The sequence below is a fragment of the Herbaspirillum sp. C9C3 genome, from assembly GCF_013359625.1.
Classification (GTDB): Bacteria; Pseudomonadota; Gammaproteobacteria; order Burkholderiales; family Burkholderiaceae_D; genus Herbaspirillum.
The window spans coordinates 25,984-45,485 of record NZ_JABFMQ010000004.1 but is presented as its reverse complement, the minus strand read 5'-3'; the positions used below and the strand labels follow the sequence as shown (position 1 = coordinate 45,485).

The following is a 19,502-nucleotide window of genomic DNA, read 5'->3' as shown; positions in this document are numbered from 1 at the left end:
GCGGATGCGCGCATGAATATCTCGCTTCCCTTCATCAAGCGGCCCATCGCGACCACGCTGTTGACCATTGGCATTGCGCTGGCCGGCATGGTGGCCTTCCGCCTGCTGCCGGTCTCGCCGCTGCCGCAGGTGGATTATCCGACCATCTCGATCTCGGCCTCGCTGCCCGGGGCCAGCCCCGAGACCATGGCCGCGACCGTGGCTACGCCACTGGAACGCGCCATGGGCGCCATTGCGGGCGTGACCGAGATGACCTCGACCAGCTCCCAGAACTCCACCCGCATCACCTTGCAGTTCGACCTGAGCCGCGATATCGACGGTGCCGCCCGTGACGTGCAGGCCGCGCTCAATGCCGCGCGCAACCTGCTGCCTACCGGCATGCCGAGCAACCCGACCTATCGCAAGGTCAACCCGGCCGATGCGCCCATCCTGATCCTGGCCATGACGTCGGACACCATGACCCAGGGCCAGATGTACGACGCCGCCGACAGCATCGTGGCGCAGAAACTGTCGCAGGTACGCGGCGTGGGGCAGGTGAGCGTGGGCGGCAGCTCGCAGCCGGCGGTGCGCATCGAGTTGAACCCCACGGCCCTGAACAAGTACGGTATCGGCAGCGCGGATGTGCGCACGGCCGTGGCTGCCACCAATGCCAACCGTCCCAAGGGCTTGCTGGAGGACGATGGCCGCAACTGGCAGATCTATGCCAACGACCAGGCCAAGACCGCCGCCGAATATGCCCCGCTGATCGTTGCATATCGCAACGGCACGCCGGTTCGGGTGCAGGACGTGGCCGAGGTGCGCGACTCGGTGGCCGATGTGCGCAATGCCGGTTCTTCCAACGGCAAGCCCTCGGTGCTGATCATCATCAACCGCCAGCCCGGCGCCAACATCATCGAGACGGTCGATAGCGTGCGTGCGCTGCTGCCGCAGTTGCAGGCATCGATTCCGGCCGCCATCGACATGAAGGTGGTGCTGGACCGCACTCCCACCATCCGCGCCTCCTTGAAGGAAACCGAATTCACCCTGATGCTCTCGGTGGCGCTGGTGATCATGGTGGTGTTCCTGTTCCTGCGCAATGCGCGGGCCACGTTGATCCCCGCGGTGGCCGTGCCGGTCTCGCTGATCGGCACCTTCGGCATCATGTACCTGGCCGGTTTCAGCCTCGACAATCTGTCGCTGATGGCGCTGACCATTGCCACCGGCTTCGTGGTCGATGATGCCATCGTGGTGCTGGAGAACATCTCGCGCCACATCGAGGCCGGCATGAAGCCTTACAAGGCGGCCTTGCTGGGAGCGCGCGAAGTGGGCTTCACGGTGCTGTCGATGAGCATCTCGCTGATCGCCGTCTTCATTCCCATTCTGATGATGGAGGGCATCGTCGGGCGGCTCTTCCGCGAGTTCGCCATCACCTTGTCGGTGGCCATTCTGGTCTCGCTGGTGGTGTCGCTGACCACCACGCCGATGATGTGTGCGCAACTGCTGCGCCATGATCCGCAGGCCGATGAGGCCCGCCGCAAACGCCGTCATCCCTGGCTGCAGAAGATCGCCGACCAGAGCGCGGCCATCTTCGCTGACATGCTGCTGGCCTACGAGCGCACCCTGGCCTGGGCGCTCCGTGCGGCACCGCTGATGATGCTCATTCTCCTGGCCACCATCGCCCTGAATGTCTACCTCTACAAGGCCATCCCCAAGGGCTTCTTCCCGCAGCAGGATACCGGGCGCCTGATCGGCGGCATCCGTGGCGACCAGGCCATCTCCTTCCAGGCCATGCGCACCAAGCTCAACGAGTTCATCGATATCGTCAAGGCCGATCCGGATGTGTCCGATGTGGTGGCCTTCACCGGTGGACAGCGGCGCAATGGCGGCTTCATGTATGTCACGCTCAAGCCCCTCTCTGAACGAAAAGACAGTGCCGACAAGGTGGTCGCGCGGCTGCGCATCAAGACCGCCAAAGTGGCCGGTGCGCGGGTGTTTCTGGTGCCGGTACAGGACATCCGCATCGGTGCGCGCCAGAGCGATTCGCAATATGAATATTCGCTCAAGTCCGACGATGTGGGCCTCTTGCGCATCTGGGAGCCCAAGATACGCCTGGCGCTGTCCAACCTGAAGGAGCTCGAAGACATCAGCACCGACCAGCAGGACAACGGTCTGCAGACCACCCTGACCATCGACCGCGAGACGGCCATGCGTGCCGGGGTCACGCCGCAGCTGATCGACTCGACCTTGTCCGACCTGTTCGGCCAGCGTCAGATCTCCACCATCTACAGCGGCATGAACCAGTACCACGTGGTGATGGAAGCCGCACCGCAATACTGGCAGAGCCCGGAGATCCTGCGCGATACCTACGTCAGCCTGGCCGGTTCCTCCAATCTCTCGCCCACCACCTCCAGCCTGTCGACCCCGCCGGCGCTGTCGGCCTCGGGCAAGTTGAACGCCAATACCGGGCTGGCGCAGACCATCTCGACGGCGGCCTCGCGCCAGATTCCGCTGGCGGCGTTCTCACGCTTCGAGCCCACCACCACGGCGCTGTCGGTCAGCCATGAGGGCCAGTTCGTGGCCTCGACCTTGTCCTTCAACCTGGCCGAGGGGGTCTCGCTGTCGCAGGCCACCGCCGCCATTGACCGCGCCATGGCGCAACTGGGCGTACCCACCAGCGTGCTGGGCACTTTCGCGGGTACGGCCAATGCCTTCCAGGCCTCCACCTCCAGCCAGCCCATCCTGATCCTGACGGCCTTGCTGGCGGTCTATATCGTGCTGGGCATTCTGTACGAAAGCCTGATCCATCCCATCACCATCATTTCCACGCTGCCCTCGGCGGGCGTGGGGGCGCTGCTGGCCTTGATGGTGACCGGCACCGACTTCAGCCTCATCGCGCTCATCGGCGTGATCCTCCTGATCGGCATCGTCAAGAAGAACGCCATCATGATGGTGGACTTCGCCATCGATGCCGAACGCAATCGCGGCCTGTCACCGCGCGACGCCATCTTCGAGGCCTGCAAGCTGCGCTTCCGCCCCATCATGATGACCACCATGGCCGCGCTCCTGGGCGCCATCCCGCTGGCCATCGGCCACGGCGATGGCGCTGAACTGCGCCAGCCGCTGGGCATCTCGATTGTGGGTGGGCTGGTGGTGAGCCAGCTGCTCACGCTCTACACGACCCCGGTGGTGTATCTGTACATGGAACGCCTGAGCGCCTGGGGCCGCCGCCGTTTCGGCCGCAAGAACAAGACAGAAACCTCGGCGGCCTGAGGCTGCCGCCATGGAGAAACGCATGACGCAACAAGACCTGTTCAAACTCAAGCCGCTGCTGGCGGTGCTGGCAGCCAGCCTTGCGCTGGCGGCCTGCTCGGTGGGGCCTGACTATGTCCGTCCGCAGATGGACACCGGCCCGGCCGTCTTCAAGGAAGGCCAGCACTGGAAGCCGGCCCAGCCGCGTGACCTGATGGCCGATGGCAAGTGGTGGGAAATGTTTGGCGATCCGCAATTGAATGCGCTGGCCGATCAGGTCGACATCTCCAACCAGAACCTGGCCCTGGCCGAAGCCAATTTCCGCAGCGCCGTGGCGCTGGTGCAAAGTTCGCGCTCGGCCTATGCGCCCACGCTGTCGGCCTCGGCCGGTGCCTCGCGCGGGCGCTCCGGCTCTGCCGGTTCGTCCTCAGCCACATCCTCCGGCATGTCCACCTCGTCGAGTTCATCGGGCAGCGTGCGCAACGCCTATACCTTCTCGCTGACGGCCTCGTGGGAAGCGGACATCTGGGGCAAGGTGCGGCGCGACGTCGAATCCAGCCAGGCCAGCGCCCAGGCCAGTGCAGCCGATCTCGCCGCAGCGCGCCTGTCGGCGCAGGCCCAGCTGGCGCAGAACTATCTGCAACTGCGCGTGCTGGATGCCCAGCAGCAATTGCTGGAAGACACGGTCCAGGCTTACCAGCGCTCGCTGCAGGTCACGCAGAACCAGTATGCCGCCGGGCTGGTGGCCAAGTCCGACGTGATCCAGGCGCAGACGCAACTGAAATCGGCCCAGGCGTCGGCGCTGGACAATGGCGTCACACGGGCGCAGGTGGAGCACGCCATCGCGCTGCTGGTGGGCAAGACGCCGGCCCAGTTCTCGCTGCCGCGCGCGCCGCTCACGGCGGTGGCGCCGCCGGTGCCGCAGGGGGTGCCGTCGATGCTGCTGGAGCGTCGTCCCGATGTGGCCGCTGCCGAGCGCCGCGTGGCCTCGGCCAATGCCAAGATCGGCGTGGCCAAGGCCGCCTACTTCCCCAGCCTGACGCTGTCGGTCTCGGGCGGTTATCAGAGCTCCACCTTCGCCGACTGGTTCACGCTGCCGGGACGTGTGTGGTCGCTGGGCCCGCAACTGGCGCAGACCATTTTCGATGGTGGTGCGCGCGCAGCGGCCACCGATCAGGCCATCGCCACCTATGACGGGACGGTGGCCACCTACAAGCAGACGGTGCTGACGGCGTTCCAGGAAGTGGAAGACAACCTCGCCGCGCTGCGCATCCTGGAGCAGGAAGCGGCCGTGCAGGGCGAGGCCCTGCAGGCTGCGCGCCAGGCCGTTACGCTGGTGACCAACCAGTACAAGGCGGGGACGGTGAGCTACGTCAACGTCATCACGGCCCAGGCCACTGCGCTGTCGGCCGAGCTGACTTCGCTCAGTATCCTCAACCGCCGCATGGCCGCCAGCGTGCTGCTGGCCAAGGCGCTGGGCGGGGGCTGGGACGGGCATAGCCTGGATGACCTCGGCCCGCTGCAGCAGCAGACGGCTGACAAGGCCAGGGGCCTGAAGGGCAACGCAGCGCTGCGTTGATCCGAGTTGCGTATGGACCGTGCTCAGGCGGTGACCAGTACTGCCGGCAGCGCCCCGCGCAAGGCATTGCAGACCACGATCTCCTGCGCTGTCATCAGGTCGGCGCGGGTGATGACGACTTGCACGGCATCCCATTGCGGATCGGCCAGCAGCACCTGCCGCATGACGCCCGGCAAGACCCCGCACGCCAGCGGCGGCGTGCACCAGCGGCCGGCGATCTTGACGAAGACATTGCTGCGGCCGCCCTCGGTCAGTTCATCGCGTTCATTGAAGAACAGCAGGTCGAAGCCGCCGCGCCGTTCGGCTTCTTGCCAGGCGGCGTCGTAGCGGGCGCGCTGGCTGCTCTTGTGGCGCAGGAAGGGGTCATGGCTGTCGGTGGCGGTATCCGCCAGGAAGACCTTGACCGGCGTACTCAACGGGGTCAGCACCGTATGCTGGATCGCGATGCCCCCGTGGATATCCAGCGCCAGCCGCAGGCGATAGGCCGTCTGGTCGGAAAGTTCAGCACAGCGCGCATCGAGTTGTGCTCGGATGGCCGTCGCATCGAAGGGATAGCCCAGCAGTGAAGCAGATTGCTTCAGACGCTCCAGATGCAGCGCCAGATGGCGGCAACCGCTGCGGGTGGCATGGATGGTTTCGAAGAGCGTGAGGCTTTGTGTCAATTCCGTGAGGAAACCTGATTTCAGCTGGCATTCCGCAAATTCGGAGGCAGCCTCGCTGTCGTGGACGATGCCTGCACCCACACCCATCACGCCGCTGCGCATGCCCTGCTGCGGGGCTTGCAGCTCCAGCGTGCGGATCGGCACCGAGAGGCAGAAATCCCCAATGGCATGCCCGCCCGCGCGCGGCGCCTCGAACCAGCCGATGGCCCCGGTATAGAGTCCGCGCGCTTCGGTTTCCAGCTCGTCGATGATCTCCATGGTGCGGCGCTTGGGCGCACCGGTGATCGAGCCGCAAGGGTAGAGCGCAGCAATCGCATCGGCCAGGGTGACGTTCGCGCGCAGGCGGGCGCGGATGGTGGAGGTCATCTGCAGCACCTGGCCGTAGCGACGCACGTCGAACAGATGCGGTACCTGCACCGAGCCCGGGACTGCCACGCGGCCCAGATCGTTGCGCAGCAGGTCGACGATCATCAGGTTTTCTGCGCGGTTCTTTTCATCGTGGGACAGGGCCAGAGCGCGTTGCGCGTTGAGCGTGTCCGCACCTTCCTCTCCGACCGGTACGGCCCGCGCGGTACCCTTCATGGGCTTGGCTTTCAGCGTTCCCTGCTGATGGGCGACGAACAGTTCCGGCGAACACGAGAGCACCATGCCACCGCTCTCATCGCGCAGCAGCGCACCATACGGCACCGGCTGGCGTGCACGCAGGCGGCGGTACAGGGTGATGGGGTCGCCCAGCACGTCGAAGTGCAGGCGATAGGTATAGTTGACCTGGTAGGTATCCCCGGCTGCGATGTAATCGCGGATACGATCGATGGCCGCAGTGAAAGCGGTCTCATCGACGCTGCTGCGCAGACGGGTGATGCCGGCGCTGTCGGAGCGTACTTGGGTGGACAGCCACGCATCCACTTCGGCGGCAGACAGAGGCGCGCAGTGGGCAAACAAGAGCACGCGCGCCAGGGGGGCGGACAGCGGGTGATGCGGCAGGCCATGCAGCGCCGCGCCCAGTTCATAGCGCCACAAGGCCACGGCGTGCTGTCCCTCGGCCAGCGCTGCCTGCATCTCGTCCAGCATCGCCGGGAAGAGCGCGGCATCGGTACAGGCCAGTGTGCGTACATGCCCGGTGTAGAGGCGCGAGCGCGGTTCGGCCGGGCTGGCCTGGTGGTCGTCGAGGAGGGCGAAACATTCGTTCATGAGGCGTGGGCAGCGATGACAGCGAGGGGAGGGGCCAGGGCGGCCGCCGGCAGCATGATAGCGTAAAAGGTATACTGCAAGGCTTGCCGGGCGGCTTGCAAGGCCGGTCATTGTGGCTGCATGCGGCCCGGCTGCCCCTTCATTCTTTCTTGCTCATGGCCATTCCCCGCACCTTCATCATTCCCTTGATCGTCGCCTGTGCGCTGTTCATGGAACAGATGGATTCCACCGTCATCTCGACCTCGCTGCCGGCGCTGGCGCTGGACATGCACGTCGATCCGATTTCACTCAAGCTGGCGCTGACCTCCTATCTGGTCTCGCTGGCGGTCTTCATTCCGATTTCCGGGTGGATGGCCGACCGCTTCGGTTCGCTCACCATCTTCCGCGCGGCCATCTGCGTGTTCATGCTGGGCTCCGTCCTGTGCGGGGTGTCCTCGACCCTGCCGCACTTCGTCGCCGCCCGCTTCCTGCAGGGCATCGGCGGGGCCATGATGGTGCCGGTCGGACGCCTGGTGATCCTGCGCAGCGTGGAGAAGGTCAACCTGGTCAAGGCCTTGTCCTATCTCACCATCCCGGCCTTGTTCGGCCCGGTGCTGGGGCCGCCGCTGGGCGGTTTCATCACCACGTACTTCCACTGGCGCTGGATCTTCTTCATCAACATTCCCATCAGCATTCTCGGGCTCTATCTGGCCACGCGCTTCATTCCCGACCTCAAGGCCGAGCAGGTAGCCCGCCTGGACATCCTGGGTTTCATCCTCTCGGCACTGGGCTGCTCGCTGCTGATGATGGGCCTGGCCACCTCGGGCCGCCATCTGGTCGCGGGGGATATCTCGCTGGCCTGTGTGGTGGCGGGGGCACTGTTTCTGTGTGCCTATGTGTGGCATGCACGCCGCACCACGGCACCGCTGATCGATCTGGCATTGCTGAAGATTCCGACCTTGCGTGCCGGTGTGTTCGGCGGTTCGCTCTATCGCGTGGGCATCGGTGCCATTCCCTTCCTGCTGCCGCTGATGCTGCAACTGGGCTTTGGCTATACGCCTTTCCATTCGGGCCTGCTGACCTGTGCATCGGCCGCCGGTGCGATGTTCATGAAGACCATCGCCGCGCGCTTCCTGCGTCGCTACGGGTTCCGCCGCGTATTGCTGGTCAATGGCGCGCTGGGCGTGCTGGGGCTGTGGGCCATGGCCACCTTCACGCCGCAGACGCCTTACCTGCTGATGGTGATCATCCTGCTCATCGGTGGTTGCTTCCGGTCGTTGCAGTTCACCAGTCTCAATGCGATTTCCTATGCCGATGTCGACAAGGTTCGCCTGAGCCAGGCCACCAGCATGGCCAGCGTAGCGCAGCAATTGTCCATCGGCATGGGCGTGGTGCTGGCCGGGTTTGCACTGCAGATGTCCAATGAAATCCAGGGCCATGCCACGCTGGTGGCACAGGACTTCTGGCCGGCCTTCCTGGTAGTGGGCACGGTGGCCTCGCTGGCGCTGCTGATGCTGCGCCAGCTGCCGCCGAATGCCGGTGCCGAGATGGCGGGCCAGCAGGACAACAAGCCGGCCTGACGCACCCACGTCCGGCCACGGCACAACGAGGAGAAGCATGCAGCCCATGACGTACAAGTCCCTGTGGTTTCCGCTGGGCGCGGTCCTGATCTGGGCCGGCAATACCGTCATCAGCAAGATGTCGGCAGGGGTGATTGCGCCGGAGGATATCTCCTTCTACCGCTGGGTGCTGGCGGCGCTGCTGATGTCGCCCTTCCTGGCGCGCCCGACCTGGGCGGCGCGTGCGCAGATCCGTCCGCACCTGGGCAAGATACTGGTGCTGGCCCTGCTGGGCATGGTGTTGTTCCAGAGTCTGGCGTATTTCGCCGCGGCCACGGCCTCGGCCACCAGCATGGGCATCATCGCCTCGCTCATGCCGCTGCTCACGCTGGTACTGAGCATCAAGCTGCTCTCTGAGCCGCCGACGGTCGGCACCCTGGCCGGTGGCATCCTCTCGCTTTTCGGCCTGGCGGTGCTGATCGGGCGCGGCCATCCGCTGGCGCTGTTCGACCAGGGTGTGGTCACGGGTGACCTGCTCATGCTGCTGGCCACCATCGCCTATGGACTCTATGGCGTCATGCTGCGTCGCTGGGCGCTGCCGCTGCGTACCTGGCAACTGCTCTACATGCAGGTGCTGACGGCGGTGGTGCTGCTCTTTCCCGGTTACGTGCTGGGCCATCATTCGCCGATCACGCGCGATAACCTGCCTATCCTGCTGTATGCGGGGATTGCCGCTTCCATCCTCTCGCAGTTCCTGTGGATGCGCGGCGTGGCGTATCTGGGGGCCAGCCGCTGTGCCATTTTCGTGAACCTGATGCCGGTCTTCACTGTCATCATTGCAGTGCTGGCGCTGGGCGAGCAATTGCACGCCTACCACGCCATTGGTGGGCTCATCACGCTGGCCGGCGTGATCATGGCCCAGGTCTTCAAGCAGCGCCTGCGCTGGCGCGCCGGCTGATCTGACAAGAACAGGAAAGAGACATGATCGATCCCGCCATGATCGTCAATTGCACGGTCTACAAGAAGGGCAAGAAGCTGCGCGACATCAGCCTCGACGACATCAGCGACGTGCTGGAAGAGGAGGGCACATTCGTCTGGCTGGGCCTGTTGGAGCCCAATGTCGAACTGATGAACAAGATCAAGGAAGAATTCTGCCTGCACGAGCTGGCCGTGGAAGACGCCTACGCCGCGCACCAGCGCCCCAAGATCGAGGAATACGGCGACACCCTCTTCGTGGTGCTGCACACGGCCCAACTGGCCGGCGGCGAAGTGCTCTTCGGCGAGACTCACATTTTGACCGGTCCGCGCTTCGTGGTCACGGTGCGGCATGGCGCCTCGCGCAGCTATGCCAAGGTGCGCGAGCACTGCGAGATGCTGCCCGAGCGGCTCATGCGCGGCCCCAGCTTCGTGCTCTATTCCATCATGGACTTCGTGGTCGACAACTATCGTCCCATCATGGACGACCTTGAAACCAAGTTCAGCCAGTATGAGGAACAGCTCTTCAATCCCGGTGCCTTGAGCGGCAAGGCCTACCTGCAGGAGCTGTACCAGCTGAAGCGCCAGCTGATCCGCCTGCGCTCGGCCGCCACGCCGCTGCTGGACGTCTGTACGCAATTGCTGCGCTTCCATGAAGGGCTCATCACCAAGGAAGGCAAGGCTTATTTCCGCGACATCTACGACCACGTGGTGCGCTTCATCGATACCGGCGACCGCCTGCGCGAAATGGTGGAGTCGGCCGTGCAGATCAACCTGGCCCAGGTCACCATTCATCAGAACGAGATCGTCCAGACCCTGGCCGGCTGGGGTGCCATCCTGGCCATCCCGACCATGATCTTCAGCCTCTACGGCATGAACTTCGCGCACATGCCGGGACTGTCCTGGCAATGGAGCTTCCCGCTGGTACTGGGTGGCATCGTCACCGCCTGCACGCTGTTGTGGCGGCGGCTGCGCAAGGCGGGCTGGCTTTAACGGGGGCACGTTCCTGCTTCGCTTGTAAAGACTTCCTGCGGGTGCGGCAATATGCCGCACCCGCAGGCTCGTTTGCGTCGCTACACTGCGCACGCACTGCGCGCAGAGTGTGCATCCTGCCCACATGTGCAGGACTCGCGTTCTAAATGCGATTCATTTCTCTTGATAATTGCAACAAAGTTGCATTAGAATCCCGCCCTGACCGCGCAAGACGGTCTCTCCATCGCGGCCAGGCAGTCCACGCACCCAGCCGCAGCACAACGACATCACAAGGGAAAAGATGAAAATGACCGCACTGCGGGCGGCCGTGCTGGGCGCGCTCGCCATCGGCTACGGCCAGCAACCGGCCTGGAGCGCCGACGCCCTCACCATCACCGGCACCGACAGCGGCCTGGGCCAGGTGGTCGTCACCGGTACCAGCCAGCGCCAGCAGTATCGCCAGAGCACCACCTCCAGCGCCACCCGTACCGAAACGCCCCTGCAGGAACTGCCGCAGTCGGTGCAGGTAGTCTCGCGCCAGCTGATGGACGACCTCGGGGCCACGCGCCTGGATGACGTATTGCTCTACGTGAGTGGCGTGGCCAAGCAGAACAACTTCGGCGGGCTGTGGGACAACTATTCGATCCGCGGGTTTTCCGGCAGCGAGAATGGCGGCATGAACATCCTCTGGAATGGCTTCGCCTCCAATCGCGGCTACGCGCCGCCGCGCGATACCGCCAACGTGGAGAGCATCGATTTCCTCAAGGGGCCGGCGGCGGCGCTCTATGGCAACAGCGAACCGGGCGGCACCGTCAACGTGGTCACCAAGAAGCCGCAGTTCAAGGCGGCCCATTCCCTTGATCTGTCGGTGGACAGCCGCGGCGGCTATCGCAGCGCGGTGGACTCCACCGGGGCGCTCAACAGCGAAGTGGCCTACCGGCTCAATGCAGCCGTCGAGCACAAAAACAGCTTCCGCGACAACGTCAGTAGCGACCGCCAGTTCCTGGCACCGGCGTTCACCTGGGTGCTCAGTGAGCGTACCGTGCTGAACTATGAAGGCGAGTACCTGCGCCAGAAGGCGCCGCTGGATCGCGGCATCGTCGCCGTCAACGGCAATCCGGGCGTGCTGCCGGTCTCGCGCTTCCTGGGCGAGCCTGGTGATGGCGACATGACGATGCAGAACGCCAATCACCTGCTGACCCTGGAACATCGTCTCGACGACAACTGGCACCTGCGCACCGGTGTGTTCCACAAGGATGGCACGCTGGATGGCTATTCCACCGAAGCCTCGGCCCTGCAGGCCGACAACACCACCCTGCGCCGCCAGCGCCGCTACCGCGACTACAGCTGGCACGATACCGCGCTGCAGGCGGAACTGGGCGGCAAGCTGCACACCGGGGGCATACAGCATGAGGTCCTGGTGGGGACCGAAGTGGACTGGCTCACGCTGGATCAGCGCATGTTGCGCGTGAACCCGAGCGCTGCGGCCCCCTATGCCGTCAACATCTACGACCCGGTCTACGGCCAGGCGCAGCCCACCCCCACCCCCAACACCAATACCAGCGAACGCCAGATCAGTACCGCGCTCTATCTGCAGGACCAGATCAGCCTGAGCGAGCGCTGGAAGCTCCTGGCCGGCATACGTGCCGATGGCTTCCGTTCCACTCTGAACAACTGGCGCACCGGCACCACCACCCGCCAGGACAAGAGCGCCTATTCGCCACGCCTGGGCCTGACCTACCTCGTCACGCCCGCGTGGTCAGCCTACGTCAGCGCCAGCAAGTCCTTCCGCCCCAACAGCGGCAGCGATGCCAGCGGCAATGCCTTCAGCCCCGAAACCTCGCGTGCGGCCGAAGTCGGCCTGAAGTTCCAGAGCGAAGACCAGCGCAGCGGCGCCACCCTGGCCGTGTTCGACATCAGCAAGCAAAACGTGCTGACCACCGATCCGGCCAATCCATCCTTCTCGATAGCGGCCGGTGAAGTGCGCAGCAAGGGCGTGGAACTGGACGCCAATGCGCGCCTGGGCCACCACTGGCGGCTGACCGGCAACCTGGCCTATACCGACGCCTACGTCAGCAAGGACAACACCCTGACGGTCGGTTCGCGGCTGATCAACGTGCCGCGTGTATCGGGAAGTGTACTGGCAGTGTTTGAAGATGCGTCTGCAAGTGGCAGGCCCTACGGTATCGGTGGTGGCCTGAACTATGTGGGCAACCGTACCGGTGACCAGGCCGGCAGTTTCAAGCTGCCCGCTTACGTGACGGCGCGTGCTCTGGCCTACTGGCAGTTCACCCCCAAGATGAAGCTCTCGCTGGACCTGAACAATCTCTTCAACAAGCGTTACTACAGCAGCTCCTACAGCACTGTGTGGATCATGCCGGGCGAGGAACGTACCGCCACGCTGGCGCTGAACGTGAAGTTCTGAAGAGGCCCTGCTTGAAGCGTTATTCTCAGATGTCACGTCGGCGCGCCTTGCTGGCACTGCTGGTCGCCAGCCCGTGGCCGCAGGCATGGGCGCATGGCGATGAGGCGGCCAGCACCCATGCCCATGCCATCACCGGGAGCGACAGCGATGTCCTGACCGTGGTCGGGCCGTGGGAACTGACCGGGCTCGATCCCTCCCGCGCCGGGTACATGTTCGCCCGCATGGAAGTCGTGCAGACCCTGCTGGAGGTGGACGATGCCGGGCAGTTGCAGGCGGGGCTGGCGACGGCCTGGCAGGTCAGCGCCGATGGCCTGCAATGGCGCTTTGCGCTGGCCCGCGGACGGCGCTACCACGATGGGAGCGAAGTCACGCCCGCCAGCATCCTGGCCTGTCTGCAGCGCGCCGCTGTCCTGCCAGGTGTACTGCAACTGGCAGGCATCACGGCCATGACTGTGCAGCAAAGTGATCTGGTGGTGTCTCTGCGCCAGCCCTTCGGCCCGCTGCCTTATCTGCTCACGCATTACTCCACGCAGATCCTGGCGCCGGCCAGTTTCGATGCACGGGGCAAGGTAGTGGCCATCCTCGGCAGCGGCCCGTTCCGCATCAAGTCGATCAGCCTGCCGCAGCAGTTTGATGTCGAGCGGGTGGAGGGCGGGGCGGGCAGGGCGGTACGGCGTGCGCGCTACATCAGCGTTTCACGCGCGGAAACGCGTACGCTGCTGGTCCAGAGCGGCCAGGCCGATCTGGCCTTTTCGCTCGATCCGCCCAGCATCCGCGCGCTGCAGAATAGTCCGCATGCCGTGCTGCTGTCGGCCATGCTGCCGCGTACCACCATCCTCAAGCTCAACGCCGGCCATCCTTTTCTGGCCGATGTGCGGGTGCGCCGCGCCATCTCCCTGGGCATCGAGCGCGAGGGCATCGCCCGTGCCTTGCTGCGCGATGCCGACCTCGGTGCGACGCAACTGCTGCCGCCGTCGCTGGCACGCTGGCATGATGCCCGCCTGCCGCCGCTGCATACCGATCTCCGGCAGGCGCGCCGCCTGCTGGAAGAAGCCGGCTGGCGCCTCGGTGCCGATGGCGCCCGCTGGAAGGATGGCCAGAAGCTGCAACTGAGCCTGATCACCTTCGTCGATCGTCCCGAGCTGCCGCTCATCGCCACCGCCCTGCAGGAAGAAATGCGCCAGATCGGCATCGCCGTGCGCGTACAGATCGGCAATTCCAGCGACATCCCGGCCGGTCATCGCAGCGGCCAGTTGCAGATGGCGCTGGCCGCGCGCAACTACGGCAACCTGCCCGACCCGGTGGCCAGCCTCTTGCAGGACTTCGGCCCGCAAGGGGGCGACTGGGGTGCCATGGGCTGGCATGACGGGGAAGTCCCGGCCCTGCTGGCCCGGCTGGCGGCGCTCCCGAGCGGCGACGCCAACACCGGGCGAGCCGAGCGCGAGCGCATCGTGGCCGTCTTGCAGGCGCAGTTGCCGGTGATCCCGGTGCTGTGGTATCGCCAGACCTGTGCCGTCAGTGGTCGCCTGCGCGGCGCCAGCATCGATCCCTTCGAACGCAGTTATCGCATCGCTTCCCTGCAATGGACCTGACCCGCCTTCTGCTGCTGCCACCGGCCACGCGCCGGCAACTGGCCGGCGCCTTGAGCCAGCGCCTGCTGCAAGCCGCCCTGGTGGCCTTGCTGGTGGGCACGCTCTGTTTCTTCATGACACGCCTGCTGCCGGGCGACATGGCCTATCGCATCGCCGCCGGTCGTTACGGCTACGACATGGTGACCACCGAGGCGGCCCTGGCCGTGCGCGCCGAACTGGGCCTGGACCAACCCTGGTTCATGGCCTTGAGTCAATGGTGGAGTCGTCTGCTGCACCTGGACCTGGGGGTGTCTCAGGTGACGGCGCTGCCGGTGCTGGTGGAAATCGCGCATCAGCTGGGCCCCACGCTGCGCCTGTCCTTCCTGGCGATGGTGCTGTCGCTGCTGATCGGCCCGCCCCTCGGTGTGCTGGCCGGACTGCTTCCGGGTGGCTGGATCGATCGCGCCACGCTGGCAGTGTCGGTGTTGTTGCGGGCCTTGCCTTCCTTCCTGTTGGGCCTGGTGCTGGTCCTGCTGTTCTCGGTGCAGCTGGGCGCCTTGCCGGCGGCGGGGCATACCGACCACGGTGGCATTGTGTTGCCGGCGCTGACGCTGGCACTGGGGCTGGCGGCAGTGTCCTGCCGGGTGGCGCGCGATGCCATGGTGCAGGTGCGCGCCTCCGATTACTTCGCCTTCGCGCTGACCAAGGGACTCACGCCCGGGCAAGCCTTGCTGCGCCATGGCGTGCGCAATGTGGCCGCACCGGTCACGGCCTATCTGGGAGTGCAACTGGTGATGCTGGTCGAAGGGGTGGTGCTGGTGGAGACCATCTTCGCCTGGCCCGGCATCGGTCACGCCTTGGTGCATGCCATCTTCGGACGGGACGTGCCGATGATCCAGGGCACGGCGCTGATGCTGGGCCTGTTGTTCGTTCTCTTCAATGCGCTGGTCGATGCCGCCTGCGCCTTCATCGATCCGCGCCGCCGACCATGAATCTGTCTACCTCCGAATGGCCGCTGCAGCCGGGCACACGGCGCTGGCGACCCGCGCAGATCGCGGGCCTGTTGCTGCTGTTGTTGATTTTCCTGTTCGCCTGGCTGGGGCCGCTGCTCATCGATGCCGATCCGGCGCGCCAGCAATTGGCGCGCTTTCTTGAAGCGCCCAGCCTGGCCCATCCGCTGGGCTACGACCAGCTCGGTCGCGACATGCTGGCAAGACTGGCGCATGGCGCGCGGCTGTCGCTGGCGCTGGCGCTGCTGAGCGTGCTCTCGGCGGCGCTCCCCGGGGTACTCATCGGCTTGCTGGCGGCCTGGTGCGGCGGCTGGACCGAGCGTGTGCTCTCCGCCCTGGCCGATGCCGTGCTGGCCCTGCCGGGCCTGTTGCTGGTGTTGCTGCTGGCGGCCTTTGCTCCGGGCGGCTTCTGGCCTTTGTATGTGGGCATCTCGCTGGCCTTGTGGGTGGAATATTTCCGCGTGGTGCGCGCCGCCAGCCGCATCCTGCTGGCCAGTCCGCAGGTGGAAGCCTCGCGCCTGCTGGGATTCGGGGCCGTCTACATCATGCGCCGCCATCTGCTGCCGGCGCTGCTGCCACGGTTGTTGACGCTGATGCGCTTTGGCCTGGCGGGTGCGGTGCTGGCGATGTCGGCCTTGGGTTTCGTCGGCGTCGGGCTGCAGCCGCCCACGGCGGAACTGGGCGTGATGATGATCGAACTGCTGCCGTATTACCGCGAAGCACCCTGGCTGCTGGGCGGGCCGGTGCTGGTGCTGTTCCTCACCTTGCTGGGTTTGCTGTTGTCGTCAGGACAGAAGGAGCAGGAATGAACATTCTTTCCTCGAATGCGGCATTGCGGGTGCAGGACCTGTCGGTCTGGCACGGCCAGAGCGCGCTGGTACAGGGCATCGATTTCTCCATTGCGCGCGGTGGGGTGATGACGCTGCTGGGCGAGAGCGGTTCGGGCAAGTCGCTGCTGGCCCAGGCCATCATGGGCAATCTGCCGGCCAGCCTGCATGCCAGCGGCCGGATCGAGATCGATGGAGCGACCACCGAGGCCGCCGATGCCGCGTCACGCCGGCGCGGCTGGGGGCGGCGCGTGGCGCTGCTGCCGCAGGAGCCCTGGCTGGCGCTGGACCCGACCATGACAGTGGCGCATCAGGTGGCCGAGACCTATGAGCTGGTCAGCCGTCCCGCCGCCGACAGCCGCCACGAGAGCCTGCGCGGCGCGCGCCGCCAGGCCCGTACGCTGGCCGGGCAGGCCCTGGCCAGCCTGGGGCTGGAGGCAGCGGCCGATCATTACCCCTTCATGATCTCGGGCGGGATGGCCCAGCGCGTGGCATTCCTGGCCACCCACGCCGCGGGCGCGCCGCTGTTGATCATCGATGAGCCGACCAAGGGGCTGGATGCGGACCGGCGCGGCGAGGTGCTGGCCCTGTTGCAGAGGGCGCAGCAGCAGGGCATGAGTCTGCTGTGCATCACCCATGATGTGTGGCTGGCGCGCGCGCTGGGCGGCGAACTGGCGGTGATGCTGGAGGGGCGCATGGTCGAGCGCGGCCAGGCTGAAGCACTGCTGGCGCGGCCCGGGCACGCCTACACGCGTCGACTGCTGGCGGCTGATCCGGCGTGCTGGCCGCAACCGGCGGCGACCGTGTCCACGGCATCGGCTCCGGCCTCCTCCGTGCTCGTCGAGCTCAGCCAGGTGGCCAAGTCCTTCGGTGAGCAGCCTTTGTTCAGCGGCATCAGTGCACGTCTGCGTGCCGGGGAAATCGTCGCCGTCAGCGGCCCCAGCGGCGTTGGCAAGACCACTTTCGGCAATATCGTGCTGGGCCTGCTGCGGCCCGATGCCGGACAGGTCACGCGGGCGGCCGGTCTGGCGCGCACCGCCTTCCAGAAGATCTATCAGGACCCGGCGGCGGCCTTTGCGCCCACCGTCACGCTGCGTCAGTCGTTGCGCGATCTGGTGCGCCTGCATGGACTGGACTGGCAGCCTCTGGAGGATCTGCTGGCGCGCATGCGGCTCTGTCCCAGTCTGCTGGAGCGCCTGCCGCGCCAGGTCTCGGGCGGTGAGTTGCAGCGCATTGCGCTGGCGCGCGTGCTACTGATGCGTCCGGCCCTGATCTTTGCGGATGAACCGACTTCGCGCCTGGACCCGCTGACCCAGCAGGAGGTCATCGCACTGCTGGTGGAGCAGGCCAGGGAGGCGGGTAGCGCCGTGCTGCTGGTGACGCATGATGCCCAGATCGTGCGCTGCGTGGCAGACCGGCGCCTGCTGCTGGGGCCACCGCCCTAGGGCCTGTTCAGGCGCTGCCTTGCCGGTCGTCGTCGTGCTGCGGGTAAGTCGTCTCCTTCTGGCTGCCCAGCAGCACATTGGTCCATTTCCCCTGGGCTGAGCTGGCCCCTTCCGGCAGGAGCATGTAGGACAGGCTCTGCAGGCCGCAATACTGTTCCAGATAATCGCGCGCGTGCGCCATGCGCTCGCGCAGTTGCGTGATGCTGTCCTTGCCGCCGGGCCGCATCGGCAGGAATTCGAAGAGCACTTCCGGATGCAGGAATTCGGTGAGGTGCTGGACGACCTGCTCGACATCGGGCGCCTCGCTGCTGAATTCGTGATGGGCCGGGGCCGCTTCGTCACGCAGCTGGTAGCGGATCAGGCAGCGCATCTTCACCTCCGCCCCGGGTGTTCGGGGATCATCGTCAGGCGCGGATAGTCGTGCTGGATCGCACGGTCGCGACCCTGTTCCTTGGCGCGGTAGAGGGCAGCGTCGGCGGTGTCGATCAGTTCGCGGGCATCGACCTGTGCACCCTTGCCGCTGGCCAGGCTGGCGACTCCTACGCTGATGGTGACGTGTCCCACCGAGCTGCCTTCATGCGGGATGTCGAGGGCGCGCACGGCCTGTACCAGCCGGTTGGAAATGGCATGGGCGCTGGCAGCGTTGCAGTTGGGCAGGATCAGCGCAAATTCCTCGCCGCCATAGCGTGCCACGATGTCGCCCTGGCGACGTGCCACGCTGTTGAGGGCAGCCGCCACCTGCTTGAGACAGATGTCGCCGGCAGCATGACCATAGGTATCGTTGTAGCGCTTGAAGTGGTCCACATCCACCATGATCAGCGAGAGCGACTCGCCGGAACGGTTCAGTCGCGCCAGTTCAGCGGTGAGCGCCGCATCGAAGTAGCGGCGGTTGAAGACGTCGGTCAGGCCGTCCTTCTGCGACTGCGCTTCCAGGGTGCGATAGAGCCTTTCCAGTTCGGTCCGGGCGGTGATGGCTTCGAGCTCGGCATTTTCGCGTCCGGCCACCTGCGCCACCAGGCGGTTGCCGCCATAGCCGATGACGATGAGCAGAAGCAGCACCGCGATGCCGCGGATCCACACGCGCCGTGTCCAGTCTTCCAGGACGTCGTCCTTGGCCAGCGCCACGGCGACGAACAGGGGATACAGGCTGCAATGCTGGAAACTGGTCAGGCGCACGATATCGTCACGCGGCGAGCGCATCTCAAAGCTGCCTTCTTCGGCCCGGCTGAGGTATCGGGTCACCAGCACGGACTTGGAGATGTCCAGGCCAATGGAATAACTCAGCAGCGGCTGACGATAGATCACGGTGCCTTCGTTGAGGCCGAACAGGATGGCGCCGTCGCGGCCGATGGCGAACTGTTCGTAGTAGCGCTGGAAGTGGCTGAGGTCGACATCGGCCACCACCACCCCGGCAAAGCTGCCGTCGGTGTGGTTCACGCGCCGGCTCATGGTCACGATCCACTGGCCGTTGGTGCGGCTGCGCATGGGCTTGCCGATGTAGGCCTGGTCGGTGCGCAGGCGCTGGTGATGCAGGAAGTAATCGTCCTGGATGTAGCGGTGTTCCAGAGTGGCCTGCGAGGTACCGATGGCCAGGCCCGTTTCGTCATACACCATCAGACTGGCCAGCTGCGGTACGGCCGCCACCGAGGCCACCATGAAATCATGGGTACGCTGGCGCCCGGCCACGCCGGGACCGTCATATTCCATATGCTCCTGGATGCCTTGCAGGACCACGTCGATTTCCTTGAAGGACTGGTCGGCATGCTGGGTCATGGCCAGTGCCATGTTGGAGGCATTGCGGATGGCCTCGTCGGTGGCCACCTCATAGGCACGCCAGGCCGACCACGCCTCCAGCAGCAGGATGACGAGACAGACCACGACCACGAACAGCTTGGCTGTTCTGGATGCGCGCTGGATTCTGTGTTCTGGCATGTTGTCGCTTTCCCCCGGAAACGGCTTTACCCCCCGGCGCCCTGTTGCCTGTCTGCATTGTTGTTCAGGCTGTTGGGCGCGTCTATCAGGGATGTCCTGAACTTGTATCGAGATTAACAGATTCCCCTGATGCAAGGGCGAGCCGCC

13 protein-coding genes are annotated in these 19,502 nt (G+C 65.5%); 10 read left to right on the top strand and 3 right to left on the bottom strand.

Features of this window, described 5'->3' with window-relative positions; genetic code table 11:
- The first annotated feature begins 12 nt into the window (after nt 1-12).
- Both HNO82_RS05615 and HNO82_RS05610 read left to right on the top strand, forming a co-directional pair.
- A complete protein-coding gene (locus HNO82_RS05615) occupies nt 13-3,249 on the top strand; it encodes an efflux RND transporter permease subunit (RefSeq protein WP_175343024.1) in 3,237 nt (1,078 codons plus the stop codon).
- A 22-nt stretch (nt 3,250-3,271) separates the two neighbouring features.
- Nucleotides 3,272-4,807 carry an efflux transporter outer membrane subunit gene (locus tag HNO82_RS05610; protein ID WP_175343023.1) on the top strand — a complete coding sequence of 512 codons (1,536 nt, stop codon included), beginning with the start codon at nt 3,272-3,274 and terminating at the stop codon, nt 4,805-4,807.
- 23 nt (nt 4,808-4,830) lie between these two features.
- Here the strand turns inward: HNO82_RS05610 and HNO82_RS05605 are convergent, their stop codons facing one another.
- Nucleotides 4,831-6,660 carry a chorismate-binding protein gene (locus HNO82_RS05605; protein WP_175343022.1) on the bottom strand — a complete coding sequence of 610 codons (1,830 nt, stop codon included), beginning with the start codon at nt 6,658-6,660 and terminating at the stop codon, nt 4,831-4,833.
- 155 nt (nt 6,661-6,815) lie between these two features.
- Here HNO82_RS05605 and HNO82_RS05600 point away from each other — a divergent pair, with 155 nt between their 5' ends.
- From HNO82_RS05600 to HNO82_RS05565, 8 genes are all read left to right on the top strand, one after another.
- Nucleotides 6,816-8,219, top strand: coding sequence for a DHA2 family efflux MFS transporter permease subunit (locus HNO82_RS05600; RefSeq protein ID WP_175343021.1), 1,404 nt, complete (start codon nt 6,816-6,818; stop codon nt 8,217-8,219).
- Nucleotides 8,220-8,265: 46 nt separating this feature from the next.
- Nucleotides 8,266-9,156 (top strand): DMT family transporter, encoded by an 891-nt coding sequence (locus HNO82_RS05595; RefSeq protein ID WP_175343020.1) that lies wholly within the window; start codon nt 8,266-8,268, stop codon nt 9,154-9,156.
- A 23-nt stretch (nt 9,157-9,179) separates the two neighbouring features.
- Complete coding sequence (locus tag HNO82_RS05590) at nt 9,180-10,166, top strand: magnesium and cobalt transport protein CorA (RefSeq protein WP_008327273.1); 987 nt, start codon at nt 9,180-9,182, stop codon at nt 10,164-10,166.
- 280 nt (nt 10,167-10,446) lie between these two features.
- A complete protein-coding gene (locus HNO82_RS05585; RefSeq protein WP_175343019.1) occupies nt 10,447-12,570 on the top strand; it encodes a TonB-dependent siderophore receptor in 2,124 nt (707 codons plus the stop codon).
- A 29-nt stretch (nt 12,571-12,599) separates the two neighbouring features.
- A complete protein-coding gene (locus HNO82_RS05580) occupies nt 12,600-14,162 on the top strand; it encodes an ABC transporter substrate-binding protein (protein ID WP_175343143.1) in 1,563 nt (520 codons plus the stop codon).
- Entirely contained in the window at nt 14,153-15,133 is a 981-nt protein-coding gene (locus HNO82_RS05575; RefSeq protein WP_175343018.1) for an ABC transporter permease, read from the top strand. The genes HNO82_RS05580 and HNO82_RS05575 overlap by 10 nt, the downstream gene beginning before the upstream one ends.
- Nucleotides 15,130-15,960: an ABC transporter permease gene (locus HNO82_RS05570; protein ID WP_175343017.1), complete on the top strand. Its 831-nt coding sequence runs from the start codon at nt 15,130-15,132 to the stop codon at nt 15,958-15,960. Before HNO82_RS05575 ends, HNO82_RS05570 begins: the two co-directional genes overlap by 4 nt.
- Nucleotides 15,957-17,423, top strand: a complete 1,467-nt coding sequence (locus HNO82_RS05565) for an ABC transporter ATP-binding protein (RefSeq protein WP_175343016.1) — start codon at nt 15,957-15,959, stop codon at nt 17,421-17,423. The genes HNO82_RS05570 and HNO82_RS05565 overlap by 4 nt, the downstream gene beginning before the upstream one ends.
- Nucleotides 17,424-17,430: 7 nt before the next feature.
- On the opposite strand, the gene HNO82_RS05560 is transcribed toward HNO82_RS05565, so the two are convergent.
- Both HNO82_RS05560 and HNO82_RS05555 read right to left on the bottom strand, forming a co-directional pair.
- Nucleotides 17,431-17,793 carry a hypothetical protein gene (locus HNO82_RS05560; protein WP_175343015.1) on the bottom strand — a complete coding sequence of 121 codons (363 nt, stop codon included), beginning with the start codon at nt 17,791-17,793 and terminating at the stop codon, nt 17,431-17,433.
- Between the two features lie 2 nt (nt 17,794-17,795).
- Nucleotides 17,796-19,355 carry a sensor domain-containing diguanylate cyclase gene (locus HNO82_RS05555; protein ID WP_175343014.1) on the bottom strand — a complete coding sequence of 520 codons (1,560 nt, stop codon included), beginning with the start codon at nt 19,353-19,355 and terminating at the stop codon, nt 17,796-17,798.
- Nucleotides 19,356-19,502 lie beyond the last annotated feature (147 nt).

What these genes read in the sequence shown, in the direction of transcription:
- HNO82_RS05615 (WP_175343024.1), top strand. Translation starts at nt 13, where the DNA reads ATGAATATCTCGCTTCCCTTCATCAAGCGGCCCATCGCGACCACGCTG.
- HNO82_RS05610 (WP_175343023.1), top strand. Translation starts at nt 3,272, where the DNA reads ATGACGCAACAAGACCTGTTCAAACTCAAGCCGCTGCTGGCGGTGCTG.
- HNO82_RS05605 (WP_175343022.1), bottom strand. Translation starts at nt 6,660, where the DNA reads ATGAACGAATGTTTCGCCCTCCTCGACGACCACCAGGCCAGCCCGGCC.
- HNO82_RS05600 (WP_175343021.1), top strand. Translation starts at nt 6,816, where the DNA reads ATGGCCATTCCCCGCACCTTCATCATTCCCTTGATCGTCGCCTGTGCG.
- HNO82_RS05595 (WP_175343020.1), top strand. Translation starts at nt 8,266, where the DNA reads ATGACGTACAAGTCCCTGTGGTTTCCGCTGGGCGCGGTCCTGATCTGG.
- HNO82_RS05590 (WP_008327273.1), top strand. Translation starts at nt 9,180, where the DNA reads ATGATCGATCCCGCCATGATCGTCAATTGCACGGTCTACAAGAAGGGC.
- HNO82_RS05585 (WP_175343019.1), top strand. Translation starts at nt 10,447, where the DNA reads ATGAAAATGACCGCACTGCGGGCGGCCGTGCTGGGCGCGCTCGCCATC.
- HNO82_RS05580 (WP_175343143.1), top strand. Translation starts at nt 12,600, where the DNA reads ATGTCACGTCGGCGCGCCTTGCTGGCACTGCTGGTCGCCAGCCCGTGG.
- HNO82_RS05575 (WP_175343018.1), top strand. Translation starts at nt 14,153, where the DNA reads ATGGACCTGACCCGCCTTCTGCTGCTGCCACCGGCCACGCGCCGGCAA.
- HNO82_RS05570 (WP_175343017.1), top strand. Translation starts at nt 15,130, where the DNA reads ATGAATCTGTCTACCTCCGAATGGCCGCTGCAGCCGGGCACACGGCGC.
- HNO82_RS05565 (WP_175343016.1), top strand. Translation starts at nt 15,957, where the DNA reads ATGAACATTCTTTCCTCGAATGCGGCATTGCGGGTGCAGGACCTGTCG.
- HNO82_RS05560 (WP_175343015.1), bottom strand. Translation starts at nt 17,793, where the DNA reads ATGCGCTGCCTGATCCGCTACCAGCTGCGTGACGAAGCGGCCCCGGCC.
- HNO82_RS05555 (WP_175343014.1), bottom strand. Translation starts at nt 19,355, where the DNA reads ATGCCAGAACACAGAATCCAGCGCGCATCCAGAACAGCCAAGCTGTTC.